The 19,811-nt window shown below is 38.8% G+C and carries 16 protein-coding genes; all 16 read right to left on the bottom strand.

Annotated elements, in window-relative coordinates; genetic code table 11:
* Complete coding sequence (locus tag IRQ78_RS02820) at window positions 1-291, bottom strand: PAAR domain-containing protein (protein ID WP_135926857.1); 291 nt, start codon at window positions 289-291, stop codon at window positions 1-3.
* A 20-nt stretch (window positions 292-311) separates the two neighbouring features.
* The gene (locus IRQ78_RS02815) at window positions 312-668 is read right to left on the bottom strand and encodes a hypothetical protein (RefSeq protein WP_194441287.1); all 357 of its coding nucleotides are present in this window, start codon (window positions 666-668) and stop codon (window positions 312-314) included.
* 1 nt (window position 669) lies between these two features.
* The gene (locus IRQ78_RS02810; protein WP_194441286.1) at window positions 670-2,523 is read right to left on the bottom strand and encodes a type VI secretion system Vgr family protein; all 1,854 of its coding nucleotides are present in this window, start codon (window positions 2,521-2,523) and stop codon (window positions 670-672) included.
* Between the two features lie 72 nt (window positions 2,524-2,595).
* Window positions 2,596-3,075: an Hcp family type VI secretion system effector gene (locus IRQ78_RS02805; protein ID WP_105181734.1), complete on the bottom strand. Its 480-nt coding sequence runs from the start codon at window positions 3,073-3,075 to the stop codon at window positions 2,596-2,598.
* 224 nt (window positions 3,076-3,299) lie between these two features.
* Complete coding sequence (tssH, locus tag IRQ78_RS02800) at window positions 3,300-5,903, bottom strand: type VI secretion system ATPase TssH (protein ID WP_194441285.1); 2,604 nt, start codon at window positions 5,901-5,903, stop codon at window positions 3,300-3,302.
* Between the two features lie 19 nt (window positions 5,904-5,922).
* Window positions 5,923-6,903: a type VI secretion system baseplate subunit TssG gene (tssG, locus tag IRQ78_RS02795; RefSeq protein WP_194441284.1), complete on the bottom strand. Its 981-nt coding sequence runs from the start codon at window positions 6,901-6,903 to the stop codon at window positions 5,923-5,925.
* Window positions 6,900-8,726, bottom strand: coding sequence for a type VI secretion system baseplate subunit TssF (tssF, locus tag IRQ78_RS02790; protein WP_187489395.1), 1,827 nt, complete (start codon window positions 8,724-8,726; stop codon window positions 6,900-6,902). Before tssF ends, tssG begins: the two co-directional genes overlap by 4 nt.
* On the bottom strand, window positions 8,723-9,208 hold the full coding sequence (gene tssE, locus IRQ78_RS02785; protein ID WP_166338540.1) for a type VI secretion system baseplate subunit TssE: 486 nt from the start codon (window positions 9,206-9,208) through the stop codon (window positions 8,723-8,725). Before tssE ends, tssF begins: the two co-directional genes overlap by 4 nt.
* A 13-nt stretch (window positions 9,209-9,221) precedes the next feature.
* Complete coding sequence (locus IRQ78_RS02780; RefSeq protein ID WP_138618886.1) at window positions 9,222-9,989, bottom strand: type VI secretion system accessory protein TagJ; 768 nt, start codon at window positions 9,987-9,989, stop codon at window positions 9,222-9,224.
* Between the two features lie 2 nt (window positions 9,990-9,991).
* Complete coding sequence (gene tssC, locus IRQ78_RS02775; protein ID WP_138618884.1) at window positions 9,992-11,518, bottom strand: type VI secretion system contractile sheath large subunit; 1,527 nt, start codon at window positions 11,516-11,518, stop codon at window positions 9,992-9,994.
* 27 nt (window positions 11,519-11,545) lie between these two features.
* The gene (gene tssC / locus IRQ78_RS02770; protein ID WP_138618882.1) at window positions 11,546-13,039 is read right to left on the bottom strand and encodes a type VI secretion system contractile sheath large subunit; all 1,494 of its coding nucleotides are present in this window, start codon (window positions 13,037-13,039) and stop codon (window positions 11,546-11,548) included.
* The gene (gene tssB / locus IRQ78_RS02765; RefSeq protein ID WP_119853120.1) at window positions 13,036-13,539 is read right to left on the bottom strand and encodes a type VI secretion system contractile sheath small subunit; all 504 of its coding nucleotides are present in this window, start codon (window positions 13,537-13,539) and stop codon (window positions 13,036-13,038) included. Before tssB ends, tssC (IRQ78_RS02770) begins: the two co-directional genes overlap by 4 nt.
* Window positions 13,540-13,551: 12 nt before the next feature.
* Window positions 13,552-14,658: a type VI secretion system protein TssA gene (tssA, locus tag IRQ78_RS02760; protein WP_194441283.1), complete on the bottom strand. Its 1,107-nt coding sequence runs from the start codon at window positions 14,656-14,658 to the stop codon at window positions 13,552-13,554.
* 155 nt (window positions 14,659-14,813) lie between these two features.
* Window positions 14,814-15,605 carry a PP2C family protein-serine/threonine phosphatase gene (locus tag IRQ78_RS02755; RefSeq protein WP_138618878.1) on the bottom strand — a complete coding sequence of 264 codons (792 nt, stop codon included), beginning with the start codon at window positions 15,603-15,605 and terminating at the stop codon, window positions 14,814-14,816.
* Window positions 15,598-16,326 (bottom strand): type VI secretion system-associated protein TagF, encoded by a 729-nt coding sequence (tagF, locus tag IRQ78_RS02750; protein WP_138618876.1) that lies wholly within the window; start codon window positions 16,324-16,326, stop codon window positions 15,598-15,600. The genes IRQ78_RS02755 and tagF overlap by 8 nt, the downstream gene beginning before the upstream one ends.
* Window positions 16,308-19,808 (bottom strand): type VI secretion system membrane subunit TssM, encoded by a 3,501-nt coding sequence (tssM, locus tag IRQ78_RS02745; RefSeq protein ID WP_138618874.1) that lies wholly within the window; start codon window positions 19,806-19,808, stop codon window positions 16,308-16,310. Before tssM ends, tagF begins: the two co-directional genes overlap by 19 nt.
* Between the last annotated feature and the right edge of the window lie 3 nt (window positions 19,809-19,811).

Raw genomic sequence — 19,811 nt, 5'->3', positions numbered from 1 at the left:
TTAGCCACCAATTAAAACTGTTGGGTTACCTAAAACAATTTTACCGCCATGAGAAGTACTGTCTCCCATTCTAGCCGCAGGTTTCCCATTTATTTTAACTGTGCCAGAACCGCTATTAATGCTATCTGGTGGGCCAACACATACAAGCATGTCGCCTTTTCTTGCGGCAGGCATATTACCAATCAACACATTGGCCGAACCCACTACAATTGGCCCTCCAACATGAGGTACTGTACCTGTTACTTTTGGGCAAACATGCATGTGCCCTAACGTTGAAGCGGGTTTTCCCATATTCCTTTCCTTGTTATTAGCTATTCGTTTAAAGGAATAACTTGTAACTTATTTGTGCTCACGAGTTTTGCCAACTCTTGCGCTATTTCTGCATACGAGAGATCGTTTATTATTGAGCTTGTTTGTGTTGCGTATTGGTAAATATGCGACAACACATTGCTACTATTGAGTACAGGGTGAAGGTTTATAAAAAATTGCTCGGCAAAATAACCATCTAGGCCCTTAAAATAATCTATTGGCAAGTTTAAAAACGGATCATCTGGGCGATTTACACAAAGACACACCAAATGAGGAAGCCCATAACGGCAATAAACGGTAAAGCCATTACTTGCTGCGCCATGCACGACACCTGCTTGAAACGTATTAAGTAATTCCATGCTAGTTCAACTTGATCATGCCAGCAGAAAGGGTAATTGCACTCCCATCAACCTTTACATTACTGCCTTTAATATTAATATTTGTGCCTTCAATAGAAATATTCCCGCTACTGCTCATAGTAATTTTTGCCGATCCGGTCTTAATAACGATTTCTTTTCCTGCTTCGATATTGAGTGATTTACCCACTTTCAATGTGTCATTTTCACCGATATCGACGGTGCGATTCACTTTTACTTTAGCATCATCATTGTTGCCCACTTCAAGGAATCGATCATTATCAATTTTTTCTTTTTGATCATTTTTTACATACAGCTGCTTATCTTTTTCAGCTTGCATGTATACAAGCTCACTGCCTTTTTTATCTTCAAAACGCAGTTCATTAAAATTATCGGCACCGCCCTCTTTTGTTGAGCGTGTTTTAATACCGCTTTGTGTTTTATCTGCAGGTAATGCATAAGGAGGCATTAAGTCAGCGTTGTATACTGCACCGCTAATGATTGGCTGATCAGGATCCCCATTAATAAAGTCGACTAATACCTCTTGCCCGACACGAGGAAAGAAAAATGCCCCCCATTTTTTACCGGCCCAGTTTTGCGCAACCCTGATCCAACATGAACTTTGCGAGTCTTTTTTACCTTCTCGGTCCCAATCGAACTGCACTTTCACACGTCCGTATTGATCAACCATAATTTCATCTGCGCTGTCGCCCGTAACTATGGCTGTTTGCACACCATGAATAACAGGTTTGCGCATGCTGTGAGCTGCACGATATGGCACATCTTTTGGCACACATTCAAAGTGGTTGGTAAATACCTCTTGTGCGCCAGATTGCTGAGTACCTGACTGATTTGGCACCGTTATAGACGTTAGTAACGAGGTGATAGCAAACGTTTTACCTTCTAGGCGCGGGTCTTCATGTTTTTTAAAGCTAAATAATTTACCTACCGAGAATGAACGGCAATCACTTCTACCGCTACTTAACTTCATATTACGCTGTAATGATTCAAGTTGAACGGCTGCCAAACCTGCAGCTCTTGGATGGGTTTCGGCTTCTGCGGTATATTCAAAAATTTCAGCGACTGACTGGGTTGGTAAATCAGCTTTTTTGTGATCGCCATCAGGGTATCTGGGTGGTTGTTTAAAATCATAGCCAATACGCTTGTAGCTGCCAGGCGCAATACTTAAACCACCTTGCCATTTATTTATGTGTGACTCACTGAGGTGACCAGAGGTAAACTCTACTTTTGCTTCAGCGCATTCTTCGTAAGCTGTTATATCATCAGCAAGTACTAACGTATGTGCACTGTTACTATGCTCGAAAAAATAAAAAATACCTTCTTGCTGAAGCAAGCGTTGAATAAAGTCAAAATCTGACTCTTGGTATTGAACACAATACTCGTACTTAGGATACGTTTTAGTTGTATTATCTTTAAAAGCGACACTGTGTTGACCAAACAAATCGGCAAAAATGTCTTTTATAGTTTTCTTTTGAAAGATCCGACTGTTTTTTCGGTTTCGCATTGATGCTGCGAAAGGCACAATTGTAGCGTGGTAATCTATATAATTTTTTTGCTCATCAATATCAGCGGTGCGGCTACCATTAGATACTAATTGGCTAACTATGCCATGAAAATAACGCTCACCTGCGCTATCGGCATTCTTTACTTTAATAGAAACAGGTTTTCCCACCAGATCTTCATGCGCTATTTGTGTACCAATAGTGAACATATTCACTGACATCACAAACAAATCAGACATAGACTCTTGCACCACCAGCCGAGTTAAGTAAAGTGCATCTTTACCTGCTGGGGTGTTAATCTGAATTACATTATTATCTTGTGTCGCTTTTTGCATTCCATGCTTCCTATTTCCTAAAGATCAAAAAAGCTCTGAGTAAAACTCAGAGCTATTAGGTACTGCAAAAAATTACATTTGCTGACCTTTAACACCGCTGTAACCATAAACAAGTGGTGCAGTGATGTTATTTTTGTCGTCTGTAGGAGTAACAGTCATCATCATTTCTGTGTAGCTGATAGTGATTGTTTCAACTGGACGGTCGTTTTGAACTGATACAGAGTAGCTAGAGATCATTGCATCTGTAAGTTCGATTTTCATGATTTCTTCAACTTTATCACCTTGCTTAGTGATGTGGAAAACAGCCGGAAGGCCTTTACCAATTGTCGCTTCTTTGAAAAGGTCTGGAGACGCTTTATCTTGAAGTTTAGTGATAGTTACATCACCTAAGCGAGTTGAGCTAGATTCACGGTCCATTGCTGTACCAGTGTGTGCTGAAATTTCACGGCTTACGTTCCAATCTAATGATAAAACTGTGATTAAATCTTTAAAAGACTCAGCAGTAGTTTCGCCTTTAATTGAACCGTATTTTAAATATGTATTTGATTGCATTTGATAATGCTCCTTTTAATTTATAAATAACATCCATTACATTGGATCATTTACTTTTGGTTTCCCAAAATTCCTTTGAAATCATTATCTCTAACTGCGCAACGAAAAGGTCTTCAATATCCTTTCCCTAGACGAAGACAATGTCTCAATGTTCCATCAATTAATGAAGACGGACAAATTATAATCCGACTCCAAAAAAGAAACAAGAAACTAATTTAAATATATCAATTTATATTAACAACAAAAGAACCATCATTTATATCTAATGATATATCATTGATTTTGTTACCACTAACAAGACTATCAAGTAAAGATTCAGATAATAAAGGCAAGACATTATTTTGCAATAACGCATGAATATTTCTTGCACCTGAACCAGAGTCATTACAATTGTTAACTATATAATCTACAACAAGATCTGAATATAAAAAATCAGATTTGTAATTTTTGTTAACTCTATTTTTTATTTTACATAATTGCAGTTTTGTAATTTCTGCAAGAGTTTCTTTATTAAGTGGCAAATAGGGTATGACGTTGATACGACCAAGAAATGCAGCTTTAAATACTTCAAGTAAATCAGTTTGAATAGCCTTTTGCAGACCCTGAACGCTTGGCGCAGTTTCTTCATCTTCAAAAAGACTCATTGTTGTATCAGTACCCACATTTGAGGTCATGATAATAATTGTGTTTTTAAAGTCGATATCTCTACCTTCACCATCTTTAATGGTGCCTTTGTCAAACACTTGATAAAAAATGTCATGTACACCAGGGTGCGCTTTTTCAATTTCATCTAATAAAATAACACTGTATGGCTTACGTCTGATCGCTTCTGTTAATACGCCACCTTCACCATAACCTACATAACCTGGAGGTGAGCCAAGGAGTAACGAAACTTTATGCTCTTCTTTGTATTCTGACATATTGATGACAGTGATGTTTTCTTCACTACCATACACTTCATTCGCTAACGCAAGTGCCGTTTCAGTTTTACCCACACCACTTGGACCCGCTAGCATAAAAATTCCATTCGGGCGGCTTTCGTCTGCTAAGTGCGCTTTAGATGTCTGTACAACTTTTGCAATTAGCTCCAACGCATGATCTTGACCCACAACACGCTCTTTCATTGTGCTGGCTAAATTAAGAACACTCTTCACATCATCTTCATGCATCTTGCCAACTGGAATGCCCGTCCAGTCAGAAATAACTTGAGCAATTAACTCATCATCAACCTGCCAATGCACCATGTTTGAATCATATTTAGCTAAGTTTTCTTTGCATTGTTGTAGCTTTTCAATTTCTTCACTTGGCTGTTCTATTTCATCATTCAGGCCACTAATGACTTCTTTTACATCTTTAATAAGCAACATTTCATTTTCGAACTGCGACTTTAATGGTGCAAGCTGCTCAGTAATTTGCTGGCACTTATTTGTTAAACTCTCAAGCACCTCACTGTGATTTAATCCTGTGCGTTGCTCACGGGTTAACATATTGATTTGCGACTCTATTTCTGAGCGTTCATTTTCAAGCGTTTCAATTGAATTAGGTGTTGATGCTTGGCTCATTGCAACCCGAGCGCAGGCTGTATCAAGTAAACCAACCGCTTTATCAGGAAGTTGTCTGCCGGTAATGTAGCGGTGTGATAAATGCACTGCACTTTCTAGTGCTTGTTCTGAAATGAACACATTATGATGCCTTTCCATAACGGGTACTAAACCACGTAACATCGCAATCGCTTTTTCTGGTGTAGGCTCTTCCACTTTAACGACTTGGAATCGACGCGCCAGTGCTGCGTCTTTTTCAAAGAATTTTTTATATTCAGCCCATGTTGTGGCTGCAATTGTTCTGAGTTCACCGCGCGCTAGTGCCGGTTTTAATAGATTTGCTGCATCATTTTGACCAGCTTGACCACCACTACCGATCATAGTGTGCGCTTCATCGATAAATAAAATAACAGGATTTGGGGTATTTTTAATTTCCGATATTAAAGACTTAAGTCTATTTTCGAACTCACCTTTCATACCAGCACCTGCTTGTAACAAAGCAAGGTCTAGAGTGTGAATTTTTACATTTTTTAGAACATCTGGAACACTGCCTTGTGCAATCCTAAGCGCTAACCCTTCAACAACGGCCGTTTTACCAACTCCAGCTTCACCAGTTAGAATGGGGTTATTTTGTCTACGTCGAGTAAGAATATCGACCATTTGTCTAATTTCAAAATCACGCCCCAAAATTGGATCTATTTTTCCTGCTTTTGCTTGAGCTGTTAGATCAACTGTAAATTGATCTAAACTCGGCGTTTTAGAACTTGTAGATACCGATGTTTCAGTCTGACTATTTGCCACAGGACTTTGCTCTTGAGACTTAGAGACCATTTCAGGCCAAGCATGCAATAATTGCCCTGCTTCTATCTTATTGAACTCTTTACTACAACGACTCACTAAACTTGCTAAAGTGTCATCTTTTACCAGCGTGTAAATTAAGTAAGCACTACGGATTTGTGTATCTGTAAAATCAATGCTCGTACTAAGCCACGTTTGCTTAAGCAAACTGGTAACATGCATCGATAAGCTCGGTGATGAGTTACAACCCGTTTTGTGCATTTCTAAAGACTTATTCAAATCATTTTTTAACGAGTCGCTGTCAATATCGTAAGCGCTCAAAATAATTCTAAAGTCATCAAGTTGTTGTTCAAGCATTGCTAATAACCAGTGCTCTAATTCAACAGTGAAGTGACTTCTGCTATTACAAATTGCAACAGCTTGTTCAAGACTCTTTTTGCACTCAGGGCTTAATTTTTCAACGAGTGTATTTAGCGTCATTGTAGACATAATATTTCCTTGTATTTATTTATCCTTTGAACGAAAGCTCAGAGACTTTGCCGTCTATAGTTGCTTTTTCTGAAAACAGAAAACTATTACAGCCTAATTGAAGTCGCTCTTTTAATAGTTGCTTTGCACCAAGTTTGTAGAAGTTTGCTTTTACTATTAGTGCATGCTGAATTTGATTACCAACAAAATCATTCACTATTTGATGGGCTAAATTCCAAAGCTCTTGCTGTGGTAGAAGACGGGCTGTTTGGTGCTCATTTTTGGGCTCAATAGTAACTTCTATCTTTGTTGAGATGTCCCAAACTTGCTTACCTGCTATTGCGTCAATACCAAGCCTTGCATGTTGTCCTGCAAAGCCCCCGCTGTTAATGCGGGTTTGCTCTGATTTTTTTAGTGGCTGCCACTGACCCACAAACTGATTTATGCTGACGTCACAACCTAAATAGAAAGTTAAAATATTTCGCAGATCAGCAATATTTCGCATTTTTCGACTGAAAAGACCACTGAAATAAAGCTGATGAGGGGCATTGCCCCCACTCAAAAGTGCCAAAATTTTCGTGTGATTATCTTGATTGCTGTTAGCAAAATTAAGCGCGGGTTTATACTTTTTCCAAGCTCGGTAGTACAACGAAATCAAACGATGATTAAACATATCGTAAAAATCTCTCATTGTGCTGTCTTTGTAGCGCAATCTTTGCATCACCAATTCACTATAAAAGTGTGGCAATGCGCCTGAGCAACCGGTCATCCCCATAAATGATATTTCCATATCAAACTGAGTGATCCCTGCAACGCTTTTAGCAGGTTTTAATTTAGTTATCGCATTACCCGCAAAGCCAAACTTTTGTGTTGAACTAAACTTAATCAGCTCTAGTTTTGGCTGACAATCATAGCCAACTTTCCGGTAGTGCTGAGCCGTACTCGATAACTGCGACTCGATCACAAACACGGCTTTGTAAAAATCTATTTCTGTCGCGTTCTCGAGCAATTGAGCAATCATAGTAGCACCTCTGAACCGACTCTAGCTGGCCACTGATGATAAACTCGGTCTTGTTCTTTTAACTTTAGACTTAAGCGTGTAAAGCTATTAATTGATGCAAATTGCGAGAAGAAACAATCAAGAACTGAAGCAAAAAAGAACACCCCACTGCCAGCGTAATCATCATTTGCAAACGTAATTTCAATATCGGTACCTGTTGCAAATGCAACCCGCCCATTTTGCACAACTCGTGCAGTTGCGGGTTCAATTTTGACGCTATAGATATTATCAATCATCCCTTTTGATTGGGGTGTTGCTTTAAAATCATATAGTCTCAATGTTTCTTTCAATTTCTCTACGCTGTGCTCACCACTGAATGAATCAAGAGTCAGATGATTAATCAGTTGCCAACGAGTATTGCTACCCAACACAGGTCTTACCGCATGAGTAGGTGCAACTAGGCACCTGATTTTTTTGATGACATCGCCACGCTTTGGTAATGTAAAACCAAGCTCATCATCACCAAATGGTAAACTAGCTGGTAGATTGCGGTTACTACACTGCGCCCTTGCTGTTACGACCGTATTTCCCTCACTGAGTGCTTGCGCACTATTTTCAAAGCCACCATTTACTAATGACAAATAAGTTTCGGTGCCCGCTTCTGCATAACCACCGGCCCAAAGGGCTGTTTCTCGTCGAGTATGCCAATAGAGATCTTTATGCTCTTGATATTTAGGGTGTGTTTGCGCATAAAAAGGCGTCACCAGCTGTTTATTCCCCTTGTGGTCAAATGCAACTACTTCTTCAAGACTAATAACTTCTGATATTTCAGAGTCGATATAACGTGGTGCAAGCTTATACTCATATTCGCTTAGCTCTGGGCGGATCGGTTCAAGTTCTTGTTCATATAAATTTATGATTGGCGTGCAGCCCAGCAAGAACATGTCTTTATCTACTTGCTTCTCCAACTCGCTCGACTCAACATCTAAATAAAAATAAAGCGTTGTAGTGCTTGCATTGCGTGGTAGAACAGAACGAATATTTTGTAACTCAAAAAACTTAAATTTTTCAGGAAAAATAAAGTTCTCGACTAATAGCCTATATGCTGATGATGAACGCATTGAATAAGGTACTACAGCCTCATGCTCCTCAAAACCAACTGATTTTAAATGAGTTTTCGAGAGGTAATGCACTCCCTCATCGCCATTGTCTACTGCTATTCCGATACAATGTTTAAACAATAGCTCGTAAACTTTGAGTGCATAATGCCATTGTCCATGAATATAAATTTTTAGATCATTTAGCTCTGTTTCATGCAATGAAACGCCATCATACTCACCTGTCAGTTGTAACTTAAAAATCGCTTTAGCTGGTTCATTAAACTTTGGTTTAGGCGCAATAAAAGGACTGTTATCAAACTGGGCAGCGGTTATCTCTACAGGCCACAAATTGGTATCAAAACAGCTTTGAAATTTACACTGTTTCATTCCTTCTACATTAGTTTCAAGCTCACTCCCACGCGGAATGATGACCCCAGTCGTTGATAGGTTTTCTGACTCTAACTTTACAATTGATAATGAAGGGATCGGTGCTTGGTAGTCAGGATAAAGCTGACCTAATAGCGCATCCGTTAACTCAGGAAAGCTATCATCAAGTTTTTGCCTAATGTTGGCAGTTAAAAATGCAAATGATTCGACTAACCTTGAAACATGAGGATCTTCTATCACTTCGTCTGTAAGTTTTAACCTGCCTGCCACTTTTGGGTATTTTTCTGCAAAGTCTTTCCCAAGGTGGCGCACATAAGCTAATTCACGATTGTAATACTTTAATAATTCATCATTCATAGTGAAGACTCATAGATTTTCATACCTAAACTAACTGGCTCAACTTCAGAGTTAAAACTGATGTATTCAGGCTCAGGATCGGCATATAACAAGGCATTAATTCTTAGGTTTAAAATGCGGTTAAGGGGTAGCTCTTCATCAACTAGCACTTCAACTTCAATAAACCTAGGCTCAAATCGCAAAATTGCATCTCGAACTTTTTCACATAACGCTGCTCGCCCCTCATGGGAACTTACAACCATGCTTGAAAAGTCTGGCAATCCATATGATAAACACGATGTTGCAAGCTCACTGTATTGACTTGGCCATGTATGCCACTGGATCCGAGCATTTAACAGTGCTTCGATATCTCGCCTAACGTAACTTTTTAAAAGTGATAAGCTGATACCATCCGTTCGCTGTGGCGAATCCTGTACTTCAGGCTCGTCATCTATCAAGCGGTCTAAAATTGATGCTTTGAGCGGCTGTTTGCTTGCAATCATGAAAATTTCACGCTCAATTAATGAAAGAGCCAAGTTCAGACAATAAAACCGCTTCATCATTTATGAACAGCATTTTCATCCCGCGGCCTAAATACATTTCTTCACTTATTTCATGCCATTCAGTCACTTGACCTAATTTTTCAATTTCGCTCTTTGAGTGTGGGTAAACAACTGGGATATGAGCAGTACCGACAGGTCCATCTTTGATAGTTACTTCAACGCGTAGCCAAATTTGCTCAACGATTGATTCTATTGGCTGAACTTCAAACTTTTCGATTTCATCGAAACGAGCTAAATAAAACTCGCCATTGGTACCCAAAAGTTCCAAATATGGGTTTAATGAATCATCAATATCTCTTATTGCAGTAAGTTGCTCATTTACTGTACTTATCCTGAGAGACTCAACTTTAGCTGCCTTTTCAGTCGCTGATTTAAAATCATCTTCGCGTAAATCGATATGCATCTGAAGAAATACTTCATCTAGCTCATCTGCTTCATGAAATAGCTTAGGGGCCGCTTTACCTTCGTAAAAATCCTGTCTTGCTTGCTCAGCTCTAATTAGGTGCCTTAAATTAACAGCGCCCACCGCTAGCTCAGGCGACTTTGTCACCATAAAATCTAATTGTTTATCAGCTTTTTCAAGCTCACCGTTCACACACAATAGTTCCGTGTAAGCACTGCGAATATCAAAGTTAAGTGGATCATCTTTTAGTTTCTGTGCGCAATACTCTAATGCATCAGCTAATTTTCCATTGCGAATACACTCATGGATCTTCTTCATTTCTATTCCTTTATTTGGTGATGAGGACTTAGTTCAGTCACTAATTTGATACTTGATATCATTTGATCAAGCTGAAAATGGGGTTGTAATTGTAAAACAGAAAAATAATGGCCTGGCCTCGATTTATTTTCAGTCACTTTTACTTTTGCATTCGCCAAAGGATACTTACTTCTTATTTGCTCTGAGGCAGAATCCGATGCTGTAGTGTAGTTGTTAACCCATGCTTGCAAACCTTGTTCACAGGCTTGGGCTGTACTATAAGAGCCAACTCGATCACGCGCTAACAGCTTTAAATAATGAGCAAAGCGTGAAACACATAAAATATATTGCAGCATAGACGATAAGCGAGCGTTTACAGTAGAAGCCTCACTATCGTAGTGTTTGGCTTGCTGAGCTGATGCATTACTATAAAAAACCAGATGCTCAGTATTTGTCACTGACGATGCTGGGATAAACCCAAGTTCAGAGAACTGCTTTTCTAATTTACTAGTCACAATCAAGTCTATTGGTGGCTTAGCTTCTTTTCTGTAAACATCGGTTGAAAAGTAATTTTTCGTCAATCCGGTAACGATGCCTTTAGATATTTTGCCAGGCTCAATGCCTCTTATTTGACCAAACCAACCACTTTCTGCATAAGCTCGCACTAATGTCGACACAAATTGGTAAGCGGCGTTTCCCCATAACATTTCTGTTTCAGGCGTGGTTATTTTTTCTGTATATAAAAAATCTAAGTGACGTGTGCCGTCGTTTTTATAGGGTGCTCTAACTAATACATGCGGCAATACAAGACCAACAAAACGCGCATCTTCCATGTTCCTAAAGCTACGCCACTTCGTATATTCGACCTGTTCAAACTGAGTATACAAATCAAATTGATAGCCTAAATCAGTAAAACTATTTGCACCAAATAAGCTTGCAGACACAGCAGTAATAAATGGCGAAAAAGAGGCTGCGGCTACTTTCGAAATTTCTTTTAAGGTGTCTATATCGTTGTAAATTGTACCCGGTGCATTGCCATTGGTTATTTCGTAATCACCAATCAATACACCAAAAGGCTCACCGCCTGGACGATCGAACTCATTTTGATAAATTAATTGGAAGAAGCTACTTTGATCAAAGTCGATTGCTTTATTAACATCTCTCGATAACGTATTCCAGTCACAATCTAACAGCCGTAACTTTACTTTTTTTTCTTTATCATTAAGTTCTGTTTGTAAAGTTAACCACCACAAATTGCGCCAGCTGGCTTCTAATTGTTGTAACTTGGGGTGATGTAATATTTGATCTAATTGCTTAGAAATAAGCGAATCAATTTTGACAATGGTCAGTTGCAAATATGAACTAATTGACTCTTTATCCCACTGTAAGGGGGAATCTGAAGAGCCTTCAAGCCATAATAACAACGCTTTAAATGTTTCTTTCTCATTAAGAAATCGTTCCAATAAAGCGCTATTTTCGAAGATATCAGACGCTGTATTATTTGAAATTACAGCGTCTTCTCCTATGAATGAAAACTCTTCACAGTTCATTTTGCATCATCCTTAATGCAGAAAGGGTTAGCCAATCTCAGGGATTTTGGCAACCAATCTAAGCGATGACGTAAGCTCTTCCATTTGTAACCATGGTCTTAACCATGCAACGGCATTGTAGGCTCCTGGTTGACCAGAAATTTCTTTCACAGAAACTTTTGCATCGGCTAGAGGGTAACGGGCTCTAATATCTTGACCACCGCCCTCTGTTGCATTGACATATGATAGTATCCAACGATTTAACCATGATTCAACATCTTCAGCTTCCATGTAGCTACCAATTTTATCGCGCGCCATTACTTTTAAATAATGCGCAAAACGTGATGTAGCCATTATATATGGCAAACGCGCAGAAATTGCAGCATTTGCAGTCGCATCAGGCGTTGAATAAACTTCTGGTTTCTGGCAAGTTTGACCACCAAAGAACACAGCGTAATCAGTATTTTTATAATGGCACAGTGGTAAGAAACCAAGTTTACTTAATTCTGCTTCACGTCGATCAGTAATACCAATCTCTGTTGGGCATTTAAGATCAGGATCACCATCATCACTAGTGAATATATGCGTCGGCAAACCTTCTACTTTACCGCCGCCTTCAGCGCCGCGAATAGCTGTACAAAAACCATATTGAGAGAATGCTTTTGTCATATTCGTTGCCATTGCGTAGGCAGCATTACTCCAACAATAATCAGCGTTATCGGTACTTACAGAGCGACCGGCAAGTTCATCAACTTCAAACTCTTCATAGTTGAATTCTTCAACCGGTTTAGATGCTGCACCGTAAGGTAAACGAGATAAAAATCTTGGCATTGTGAGTGAAACAAAGCGTGAATCATCGCTATCTCTAAATGAGCGCCATTTAGTGTATTCAAGAGATTCAAAAACTTTTTCAAGATCTCTTGGTTTAGTAAGCTCTTCCCAACTATCAAAACCAAAGAGTGAAGGTGATGATGCTGAAATGAACGGACAGAAACCCGCTGCAGCAACGTTTGACATTAAGCCAAGAGTTTCCACGTCTTCAGGGTGATTAGTAAATTCAAAATCACCTACAATAGTGCCGTAAGGTTCACCACCCGGTGTACCAAATTCTGACTCGTAGATTTTTTTGAATGTTTGGCTTTGATCAAACTCAACCGCTTTACTTAAATCTTTATGAAGTTCTTTCTTCTTCATATTAAGTACGCGAATTTTTAGAGTTGAGCCAGTATCTGAATTCATCACTAAATGATTTAGGCCACGCCATGAACCTTCTAATTTTTGAAAGTCTTCATGGTGCATAATAACACTGAGTTGTTTCGATATTTTTTGATCGATCATCTGAATCGCTTCATTGAAAGTCACTGTCATGTTTTTATTCCATTGAACAGTGCCTTTTAAAGCTTCTTCAGTTAATGTGCGTAGCAGCTCTTCAGCTCGACTTGCATCTGTTTGCTTAGTTGCGCCTATAGCTTGAGTTAATAACGATGCTGATTCAGTCGCTGTTGCTGTGTCTAATTCTTGGGCTAGTGTTTCGGTACTCATTTTTCAGACTCCTCTAACTTTAGCTCTTTAGCAATTGAGTCAAGACTCGCTGTGTTGCTTAACACTTCTTCTAAAACATTCTCTAGCTCTTCTGAGCGGTCAATCTTAGTCATTAAGTCACGAAGTTTATTACGTGTCTCCATTAGGTTACGCAATGGTTCAACTTGATTTACGACAGCTGCTGGCTCAAAGTCATCAATACTTTTAAAGTTGAGATCAACGCTAAATTTAGTGCCATCATCAGTTAAAGTATTATCGACATCTAACTTCAAGGAAGGGCTCATTTTCTTTAAAACATCGTTAAAGTTTTCTCTATCAATTTGGATAAAACGTCGGTCTTTTAAAGGTTTTAATACTTCTTGGTTATGACCTGAAAAATCCCCCATTACCCCAACCACAAAAGGCAGCTCTTTTTTTACAATTGCACCTTCAGTTTCAACGTCATAGGTAATGTGTACTCTTGGTTTACGTACACGTTTTAATTTGTCATGGATACTCATTCAAAACTCCTTTTACTCGGTTTCTGTTTCGCTAACTTTGATGCCAGACAGCTTAAAGTATCCGGTCCTAGCATCACTATCGGTTATTAATTCATTTAATAATTCTGGTAGCGATAATTCGCTCCATCGAATAACTTGTTCAATGGTGTAAGACATAGGTGAATGTGGCTCTGTCTTTCTAAAAAACTGCGCAATTTCTTGCAATTTGTTTATCGCATTTTCTCGGCTATTGATTTGGGTATCATTTCGAGAGGGATTCTCATCGACAGGTGTTTCGCCTTCAACTTGCTCATTTTCTTGAGGTTCTTGTATCGACTTCGCTTCAAGGGATTTAAGTTTGTCTTCACCTAAATGCAAAACTGCATTCAAACACTCTTCAAGTGCTTGTTTAATATAAGAGGTAGGCTGTGATTGCTCTGTAGCAGTATCAAGCGCACTGCTTAATGCACTAAATTCAGTAAGCGCCTCTTCGATATCATTTTTTAATGCTAGGAAAAGTTCAGCGGGAGTCTCTTGTGCACTTTTTACTATTAATTCAAAGTCAATTGCGCCCTGGGCTATTTTTTTTTCTCTTTTTTCTTCACTGAGTCGTGAGACGTCATAGGCCTGCTGGTATTCCCAGTAAGTAAAAGCTTCGTAGTTTTGGCTATCTGTTAATGCGATACTTTTAATAGGGATGATCAGTGCCCCTTCACTTGCGACACCATTTAAACCAACTAATGCAGAGACCTTATCAGATATCTCATCACCATCATCAAGCATTGGATAAAGTGCATCAAAGTGGTTACTAACTAGCTCTTTTGCAACTTTGAAACCAAAAGCCAGTCCTTTAAAGCCGTGGATTCGACACAATGCCTCAGTAAACCACGCCAAATACTCAATATCTTTACTTTCTGTTTTTAATGCAGTGCTACACAATTCTAATAATGGTTGCCAATCACGTGCCAAAGACGCGATCCCTTCATCATCAACAAGCGCAAGTCTTTCAGCAGCACGTAGCTGATTGCGCATATCTTTTAAGGAATAGTACGTTGAGGTAGGAGATACATCTGATCTAGGCTCAATGCCTGCGAATGCATCTTCACTAATCGGAGCTAAATATTCATCAAAAACAAACATTCCATCGCCTTAAAAATTCCTTTTACACCCAAAATAGAGACGTAAAATAATACATCTCTTATTTATAATTTCAAGCCACAAAAGCATTAATTAAAATTAAATTACAAAAAATAAAATAATTAAACAATAATTATCCACCTTATTAAAATAATATATTAGCTATTTAATAATAAGGGCACAGTCAAGTCATCATTAATCAATGTTTTATCATTAGAATTATCCAGCTTTTCATTTTTCACTAAAATAAAAGTAACATTATCTCTTGCACCACGCACAAGAGTGGAGTGAATTAATGCCATTCCTGAATCAATGATATTTTTAGGCGCTAAAGCAATACTAATTTCTGAATCACTTAACTCACCTGTTAAACCATCCGAGCAAAGTAAGAAAATATCATCAGTTAATAAGTCACCTTCAACAAAGTCGACAGACAGCTCATTTTGCACTCCCACCGCACGCGTAATTACGTTAGCTAAAGGATGGTTTATTGCCTCTTGCTCTGTTAGTAATCCTTCATCGATTAAATCATTAATCTGACTATGGTCCCGTGATAACTGCAACAAAGAGTTAGACCTGTATCTATATATTCTGCTATCACCTACCCACAGAGCAGAATATTTATTGTCTTTAAAAAACAGTACAGTAACGGTTGTACCGGCCGTTTTATTACTTAAAAAGTCACTGCTATATTCAAGCAGTTTCGTATTTGCACTTTGTATTGCTTTAATCAACATCTCGGTTGAAATTGATGAAACGGGTAACTCTTCAACTTCAGCCTTAATAACGTCAACTACTAGCTGACTTGCAAAATCGCCGGCTTCATGCCCACCCATGCCATCCGCTACAATCCAAAGGTTGTATTTATTAAGTTCAACATAAGCATCTTCGTTTAGCTCGCGAATAACTCCACGGTGAGACACGGCATAACTGATAAAATTTTTATTCACACTCACTTACCTGGGTATAATTCCATTCCCAATGCTGCCAACGTCCATCTAGCATTGCAGCCACTTGATTTACTGGTGGTAAACCTGCTGTAACAAAAACAACAGGCTTGATATCTATAGAACCGTGGGTCCACCAAACACTATAATCCCCATATTTATTGAGTAAGAGTGAATGCAATACATCATCGACAGTTCCACCACCTAACTCATCTCCTTGAAACTCAAAAACTACAGCAGATTTATTTTCATCTGGAGAAAGGCTTTTACTGAATATTTTAGCGGGTGAACGGCTCTCCTTAAGCGTACTCATCACCTTCTTCTGCCATAAACTTAAGTCTACACTGTCATCAAGTACAGATAACACAGCGTCTTCATAATCAAGAGACAGTTGATTCGAATTTAACGTCGCAATGGGAGTGCTATCGCTATCAACGAGGACCGTAAAAGGATAATGGCGCCCTACAGCATCAACACTTGGCAAAAGCGTTCCTTTTTTAGCACTACTCGTTATTAAATTTTCTGACAATGCAAAATGCCAAACTGGACTTGTTAAATAACGCTCTTGCCATTGAGCACCCAGTTGCTCTTTGCTGACTGCGATAGCAGCTTGTAACCAATGCTCCCAGTGCTCTGAAAACTGCTGACAAACTCCTTCTTGGACAAAGTCACCCAAAAATGGAACCTTGCCCAAATAGCCAATCCCTATAGCCTTGTCGGACATGAAAAACTCTCTATACTTGCGTTCCAAAATGGATGTCTAATTGAATTTGGCAACAATTCAACCATTGCATTATTACCTTGCAGCGAAAAGTGTAGCTCTAAGTCATTTTGTGTTTCGGCTCGCTGGGCCTTTAAATCATCTAACATTCGATAAAAAGACCATTCGCCACTGTAACTAGTATTGATTGTTCTGCCCCCATACGGTGGTGTAAACACAATTCTGGTTTTACTTTGGGCAACGTCTCCTGGCCAAACAATGCTCTTAACTTTCGGCGGACCATGCCTATAAATCATTGACTGACCATCTATTTCTATCATGAAACTGGAAATCGTTTGGTCTAATTTAATTGGCTTTAAACCAAACTCTATTCGCGGTGTATTGCTATTCCCATCAAAGAATACTTCGCGAATTCTGGCCGCTTGCTCAAACATTCTAAGTGCAGACTCGCTTACTCCTATATTTTTTTCAAAACGCCATGGGCTCTTACTCGTATCGACACTTGGTGCGATATAGGTCGTGAAGAAGTTATCAATAGTGCCTTCAGGCCCAAAGAAATCCGAAAAATCTTTAAGATTAATTTCTTTATCCGAGTGAGGTACTAGCGGGTAACGCCCTACAATTGCTGCGTTGTACTCTCGTAAAACACTGCTTCTCCAGATTTCGTTAAGGTGTTGATTGGCACTTTTTCTAGTGATGTTTGACGTATCTTGGCTTATGTTCAACAACCAATGACTGGCAGGATAAGGCAGCCCTTTACTTTGAAACTCAAGCTGGCTTAGAAACTCTGGTTTATTTTTGCCACTTAATTGGTTCTTCACAGAAGACTTAAGTAAGCCACCACGATCAAGTTGATTTAAGTAAATATTTAGCTCTCTTAAACTTGCTTGTATTGTTTCAAGTTGCTGTGGTTCGATTTCTAAAATATCACTAAATGCTTCTTCTACTTGATGACCAGGAAGCTTGACCTCAAACTTTGGAGTTTCATTTGGTAAGTAGCGCTTAAGTCTATTAGCCTTAGTATGCATAGCGACTTCAGCTGCATTTGCAGCCACTTTACCGGCAGCCTTTTGATTTTCAGAAATAGGCAACTTAGTCAATTGAACATTTTTTTGAACCGTTGTAATAATATTTTTTATTGGCGCTTCAGGTCCCGCTAAAACATTAGTAACGCGAACACCTTCTGTTGGTGAATTGAACTCTTTTAAAGTCAGCTCATCGACAAACGAACGCCAGTAATAAATATAATCTTGAAAATACTTTTGCTCTAATTTCTTTTCGATCTCCGCTTTAGAAATATCGTATGTGTTTGCAGCTTCTTCACCGTAAACCCAACTACTTGCCATCAGATTACCCAGCATCTTGCTTTTCTCGACATTGAAGATGCCATGGTAACCATTATAAGTATAAAGGCCCGGAATACTTTTCATCGTAGCTTCAGGATTTTGAAAACTAAATTCTCTCGCGCTTTCGTAGCTTATAATGTCCGTTAGTTTTATTGGTGGAATGCTACTTTCCATAAAATCAGCTTGTAATCTTTGGTAAGCTCTTTCTGCGATTGGCAATTTTGTTAGTTCAGCTCTAGCAAGACGAACAGCTTGATGATCTATTTCTTGCCCAGAAATACCATAATCGAGGAGTGCTCGTGTATGAGCCATTAAATCAGCACGATTGGTTACGTTAACATCACCCGGAAGAGCTCTTTCGTAGTAGGCGCTAAACCATGCAAGTAAATCATCTTGGTTATAATGCTCAGGTTCAAATAACATCAGATAGCTACGCAAAGTCTCATATAAATAACTCAAATAGTCTGCTTGTTGTTCCATCTCAGATGTTAGCGCATTGAGTAGAAATGGTTCTAAGTATGTTTTTAAAGAACGTAAGTAGGCGCTTTTCGAAGCTTCTGTTAGCTCTTCAACTTTACTAAAACCATACGCTTCAAAGTCTTCTGCATTAATTTTATTAACAGGGAAGTTCTTTAGCGCATTAAAACGCTGATTCAAAATAATTAGATTACTTTTATCGACCGTATTTTGATCTAATACTTGATATTCAGCTAAAGCTTGATTCGTTTCATCTATTAGATCACTATTCCATGAGAAGCTAATAAACCAAGAAACACTTAATGTAATCAGTGTTATACATGTTACGGCTAGGCATGAAACGCGTAACCACTTACTTTGCTTTTCATGATGTTTGTTAGTACTTGCTAGATTCTGTTCAGGAAAAATAACACTTTCTAATAAACGCTTGATAAAAAAGCTTCTAGTTTGGTTAATATAATCTTTTTTTGCTGAGCTTTGATCACTCAACAAATTAGAAGGTGTTCCCTCTTGCGTTGCACTCGTAAGATAGACACCTCGAAATATTGGCAGGCTTTCATACGCATTTGGTGTAAATATTTCTTTCAAAAAAGAGTAACCAACACTTTGAAGAGCACGAAGTTGCTTCGGAAATTCAAACACTTTAGAGCGGTTCACTAAATCATGCTCGTTAATCAAACGTCGATTTAATAACGAAGTAAGGTTTGAAATTAATCCATGAAATTCTTTGTTAAACACTTCAATTTGATTGTCAGAGTCAGTATCTAGTTCAAAAGTTACCCCCCAAACTTGCTCCGTTTCTTCATCACTGAGCTCACTAAAAAACTCTCTAAAGCCTTCAACCAAGTCGACTTTTGAAAAAATAACATACACAGGAAAGGTCATGCCAAGCTGCCCTTGAAGCTCCTGTAATCGTTGCTTTATCGCACGGGCATGTAAGTTACGCTCAGTTTTAGTTTGATTCATCAGTTCGGATATCCCCATACTGATGATCACACCATTTACAGGCCGCTTGGGTCTGTATTTTCTAAGTAGACCTAAAAAACCTTGCCATGCCTTTGAGTCATGTAAAGCATGGCTATTTTGTGTTGTGTAACGACCTGCGGTATCGATAATCACTGCTTTATTAGTAAACCACCAATCACAATTACGCGTACCACCAACACCGTGAATTAGGTCTGTGCCTAGCTTTTCCTTTAAAGGAAAATCAAGACCCGAGTTATTAATGAAGTTTGTTTTACCTGAACCAGGAGGGCCAATCATGATATACCATGGTAGCTGATAGATATTACGACCATTAAAAAGCTTAGCATCCTTCAATAACTCGATCGCCTCAACCATACGAGTTTTTAAGGTTTTAATTTCTTCTTGGACTTCATCTGCAGAATTAGCATCAACCTCAATCAGTTCTTCTGTCATGCTGGTATTTCGTTTGCTTTGATTTCTGAACTCAATCAATTTAACAACGGTATATACCAATAAAATTGCTAAAATTGTGATAGCACGAGCTGCAACACTTTCAAACGGTTTATAATCGGCGATCGCAATCAATGGGCCACCAAACCAAATAAGTAGGAAGAGAGCTAAAAAGCCAACAACAATCATTACCTTACGAGAAGTAGCAGCGTACATAGCGCGCTTGCACTTTTGAATAAAACTCATCAC

It is taken from the genome of Pseudoalteromonas simplex, assembly GCF_015278155.1.
GTDB classification, from domain to species: Bacteria; Pseudomonadota; Gammaproteobacteria; order Enterobacterales; family Alteromonadaceae; genus Pseudoalteromonas; species Pseudoalteromonas simplex.
The sequence above is the reverse complement of the archived record's forward strand: the minus strand, read 5'-3'. Positions and strand labels throughout refer to the sequence as shown.

What these genes read in the sequence shown, in the direction of transcription:
- IRQ78_RS02820 (WP_135926857.1), bottom strand. Translation starts at nt 291, where the DNA reads ATGGGAAAACCCGCTTCAACGTTAGGGCACATGCATGTTTGCCCAAAA.
- IRQ78_RS02815 (WP_194441287.1), bottom strand. Translation starts at nt 668, where the DNA reads ATGGAATTACTTAATACGTTTCAAGCAGGTGTCGTGCATGGCGCAGCA.
- IRQ78_RS02810 (WP_194441286.1), bottom strand. Translation starts at nt 2,523, where the DNA reads ATGCAAAAAGCGACACAAGATAATAATGTAATTCAGATTAACACCCCA.
- IRQ78_RS02805 (WP_105181734.1), bottom strand. Translation starts at nt 3,075, where the DNA reads ATGCAATCAAATACATATTTAAAATACGGTTCAATTAAAGGCGAAACT.
- tssH (WP_194441285.1), bottom strand. Translation starts at nt 5,903, where the DNA reads ATGTCTACAATGACGCTAAATACACTCGTTGAAAAATTAAGCCCTGAG.
- tssG (WP_194441284.1), bottom strand. Translation starts at nt 6,903, where the DNA reads ATGATTGCTCAATTGCTCGAGAACGCGACAGAAATAGATTTTTACAAA.
- tssF (WP_187489395.1), bottom strand. Translation starts at nt 8,726, where the DNA reads ATGAATGATGAATTATTAAAGTATTACAATCGTGAATTAGCTTATGTG.
- tssE (WP_166338540.1), bottom strand. Translation starts at nt 9,208, where the DNA reads ATGATTGCAAGCAAACAGCCGCTCAAAGCATCAATTTTAGACCGCTTG.
- IRQ78_RS02780 (WP_138618886.1), bottom strand. Translation starts at nt 9,989, where the DNA reads ATGAAGAAGATCCATGAGTGTATTCGCAATGGAAAATTAGCTGATGCA.
- tssC (WP_138618884.1), bottom strand. Translation starts at nt 11,518, where the DNA reads ATGAACTGTGAAGAGTTTTCATTCATAGGAGAAGACGCTGTAATTTCA.
- tssC (WP_138618882.1), bottom strand. Translation starts at nt 13,039, where the DNA reads ATGAGTACCGAAACACTAGCCCAAGAATTAGACACAGCAACAGCGACT.
- tssB (WP_119853120.1), bottom strand. Translation starts at nt 13,539, where the DNA reads ATGAGTATCCATGACAAATTAAAACGTGTACGTAAACCAAGAGTACAC.
- tssA (WP_194441283.1), bottom strand. Translation starts at nt 14,658, where the DNA reads ATGTTTGTTTTTGATGAATATTTAGCTCCGATTAGTGAAGATGCATTC.
- tagF (WP_138618876.1), bottom strand. Translation starts at nt 16,326, where the DNA reads ATGTCCGACAAGGCTATAGGGATTGGCTATTTGGGCAAGGTTCCATTT.
- tssM (WP_138618874.1), bottom strand. Translation starts at nt 19,808, where the DNA reads ATGAGTTTTATTCAAAAGTGCAAGCGCGCTATGTACGCTGCTACTTCT.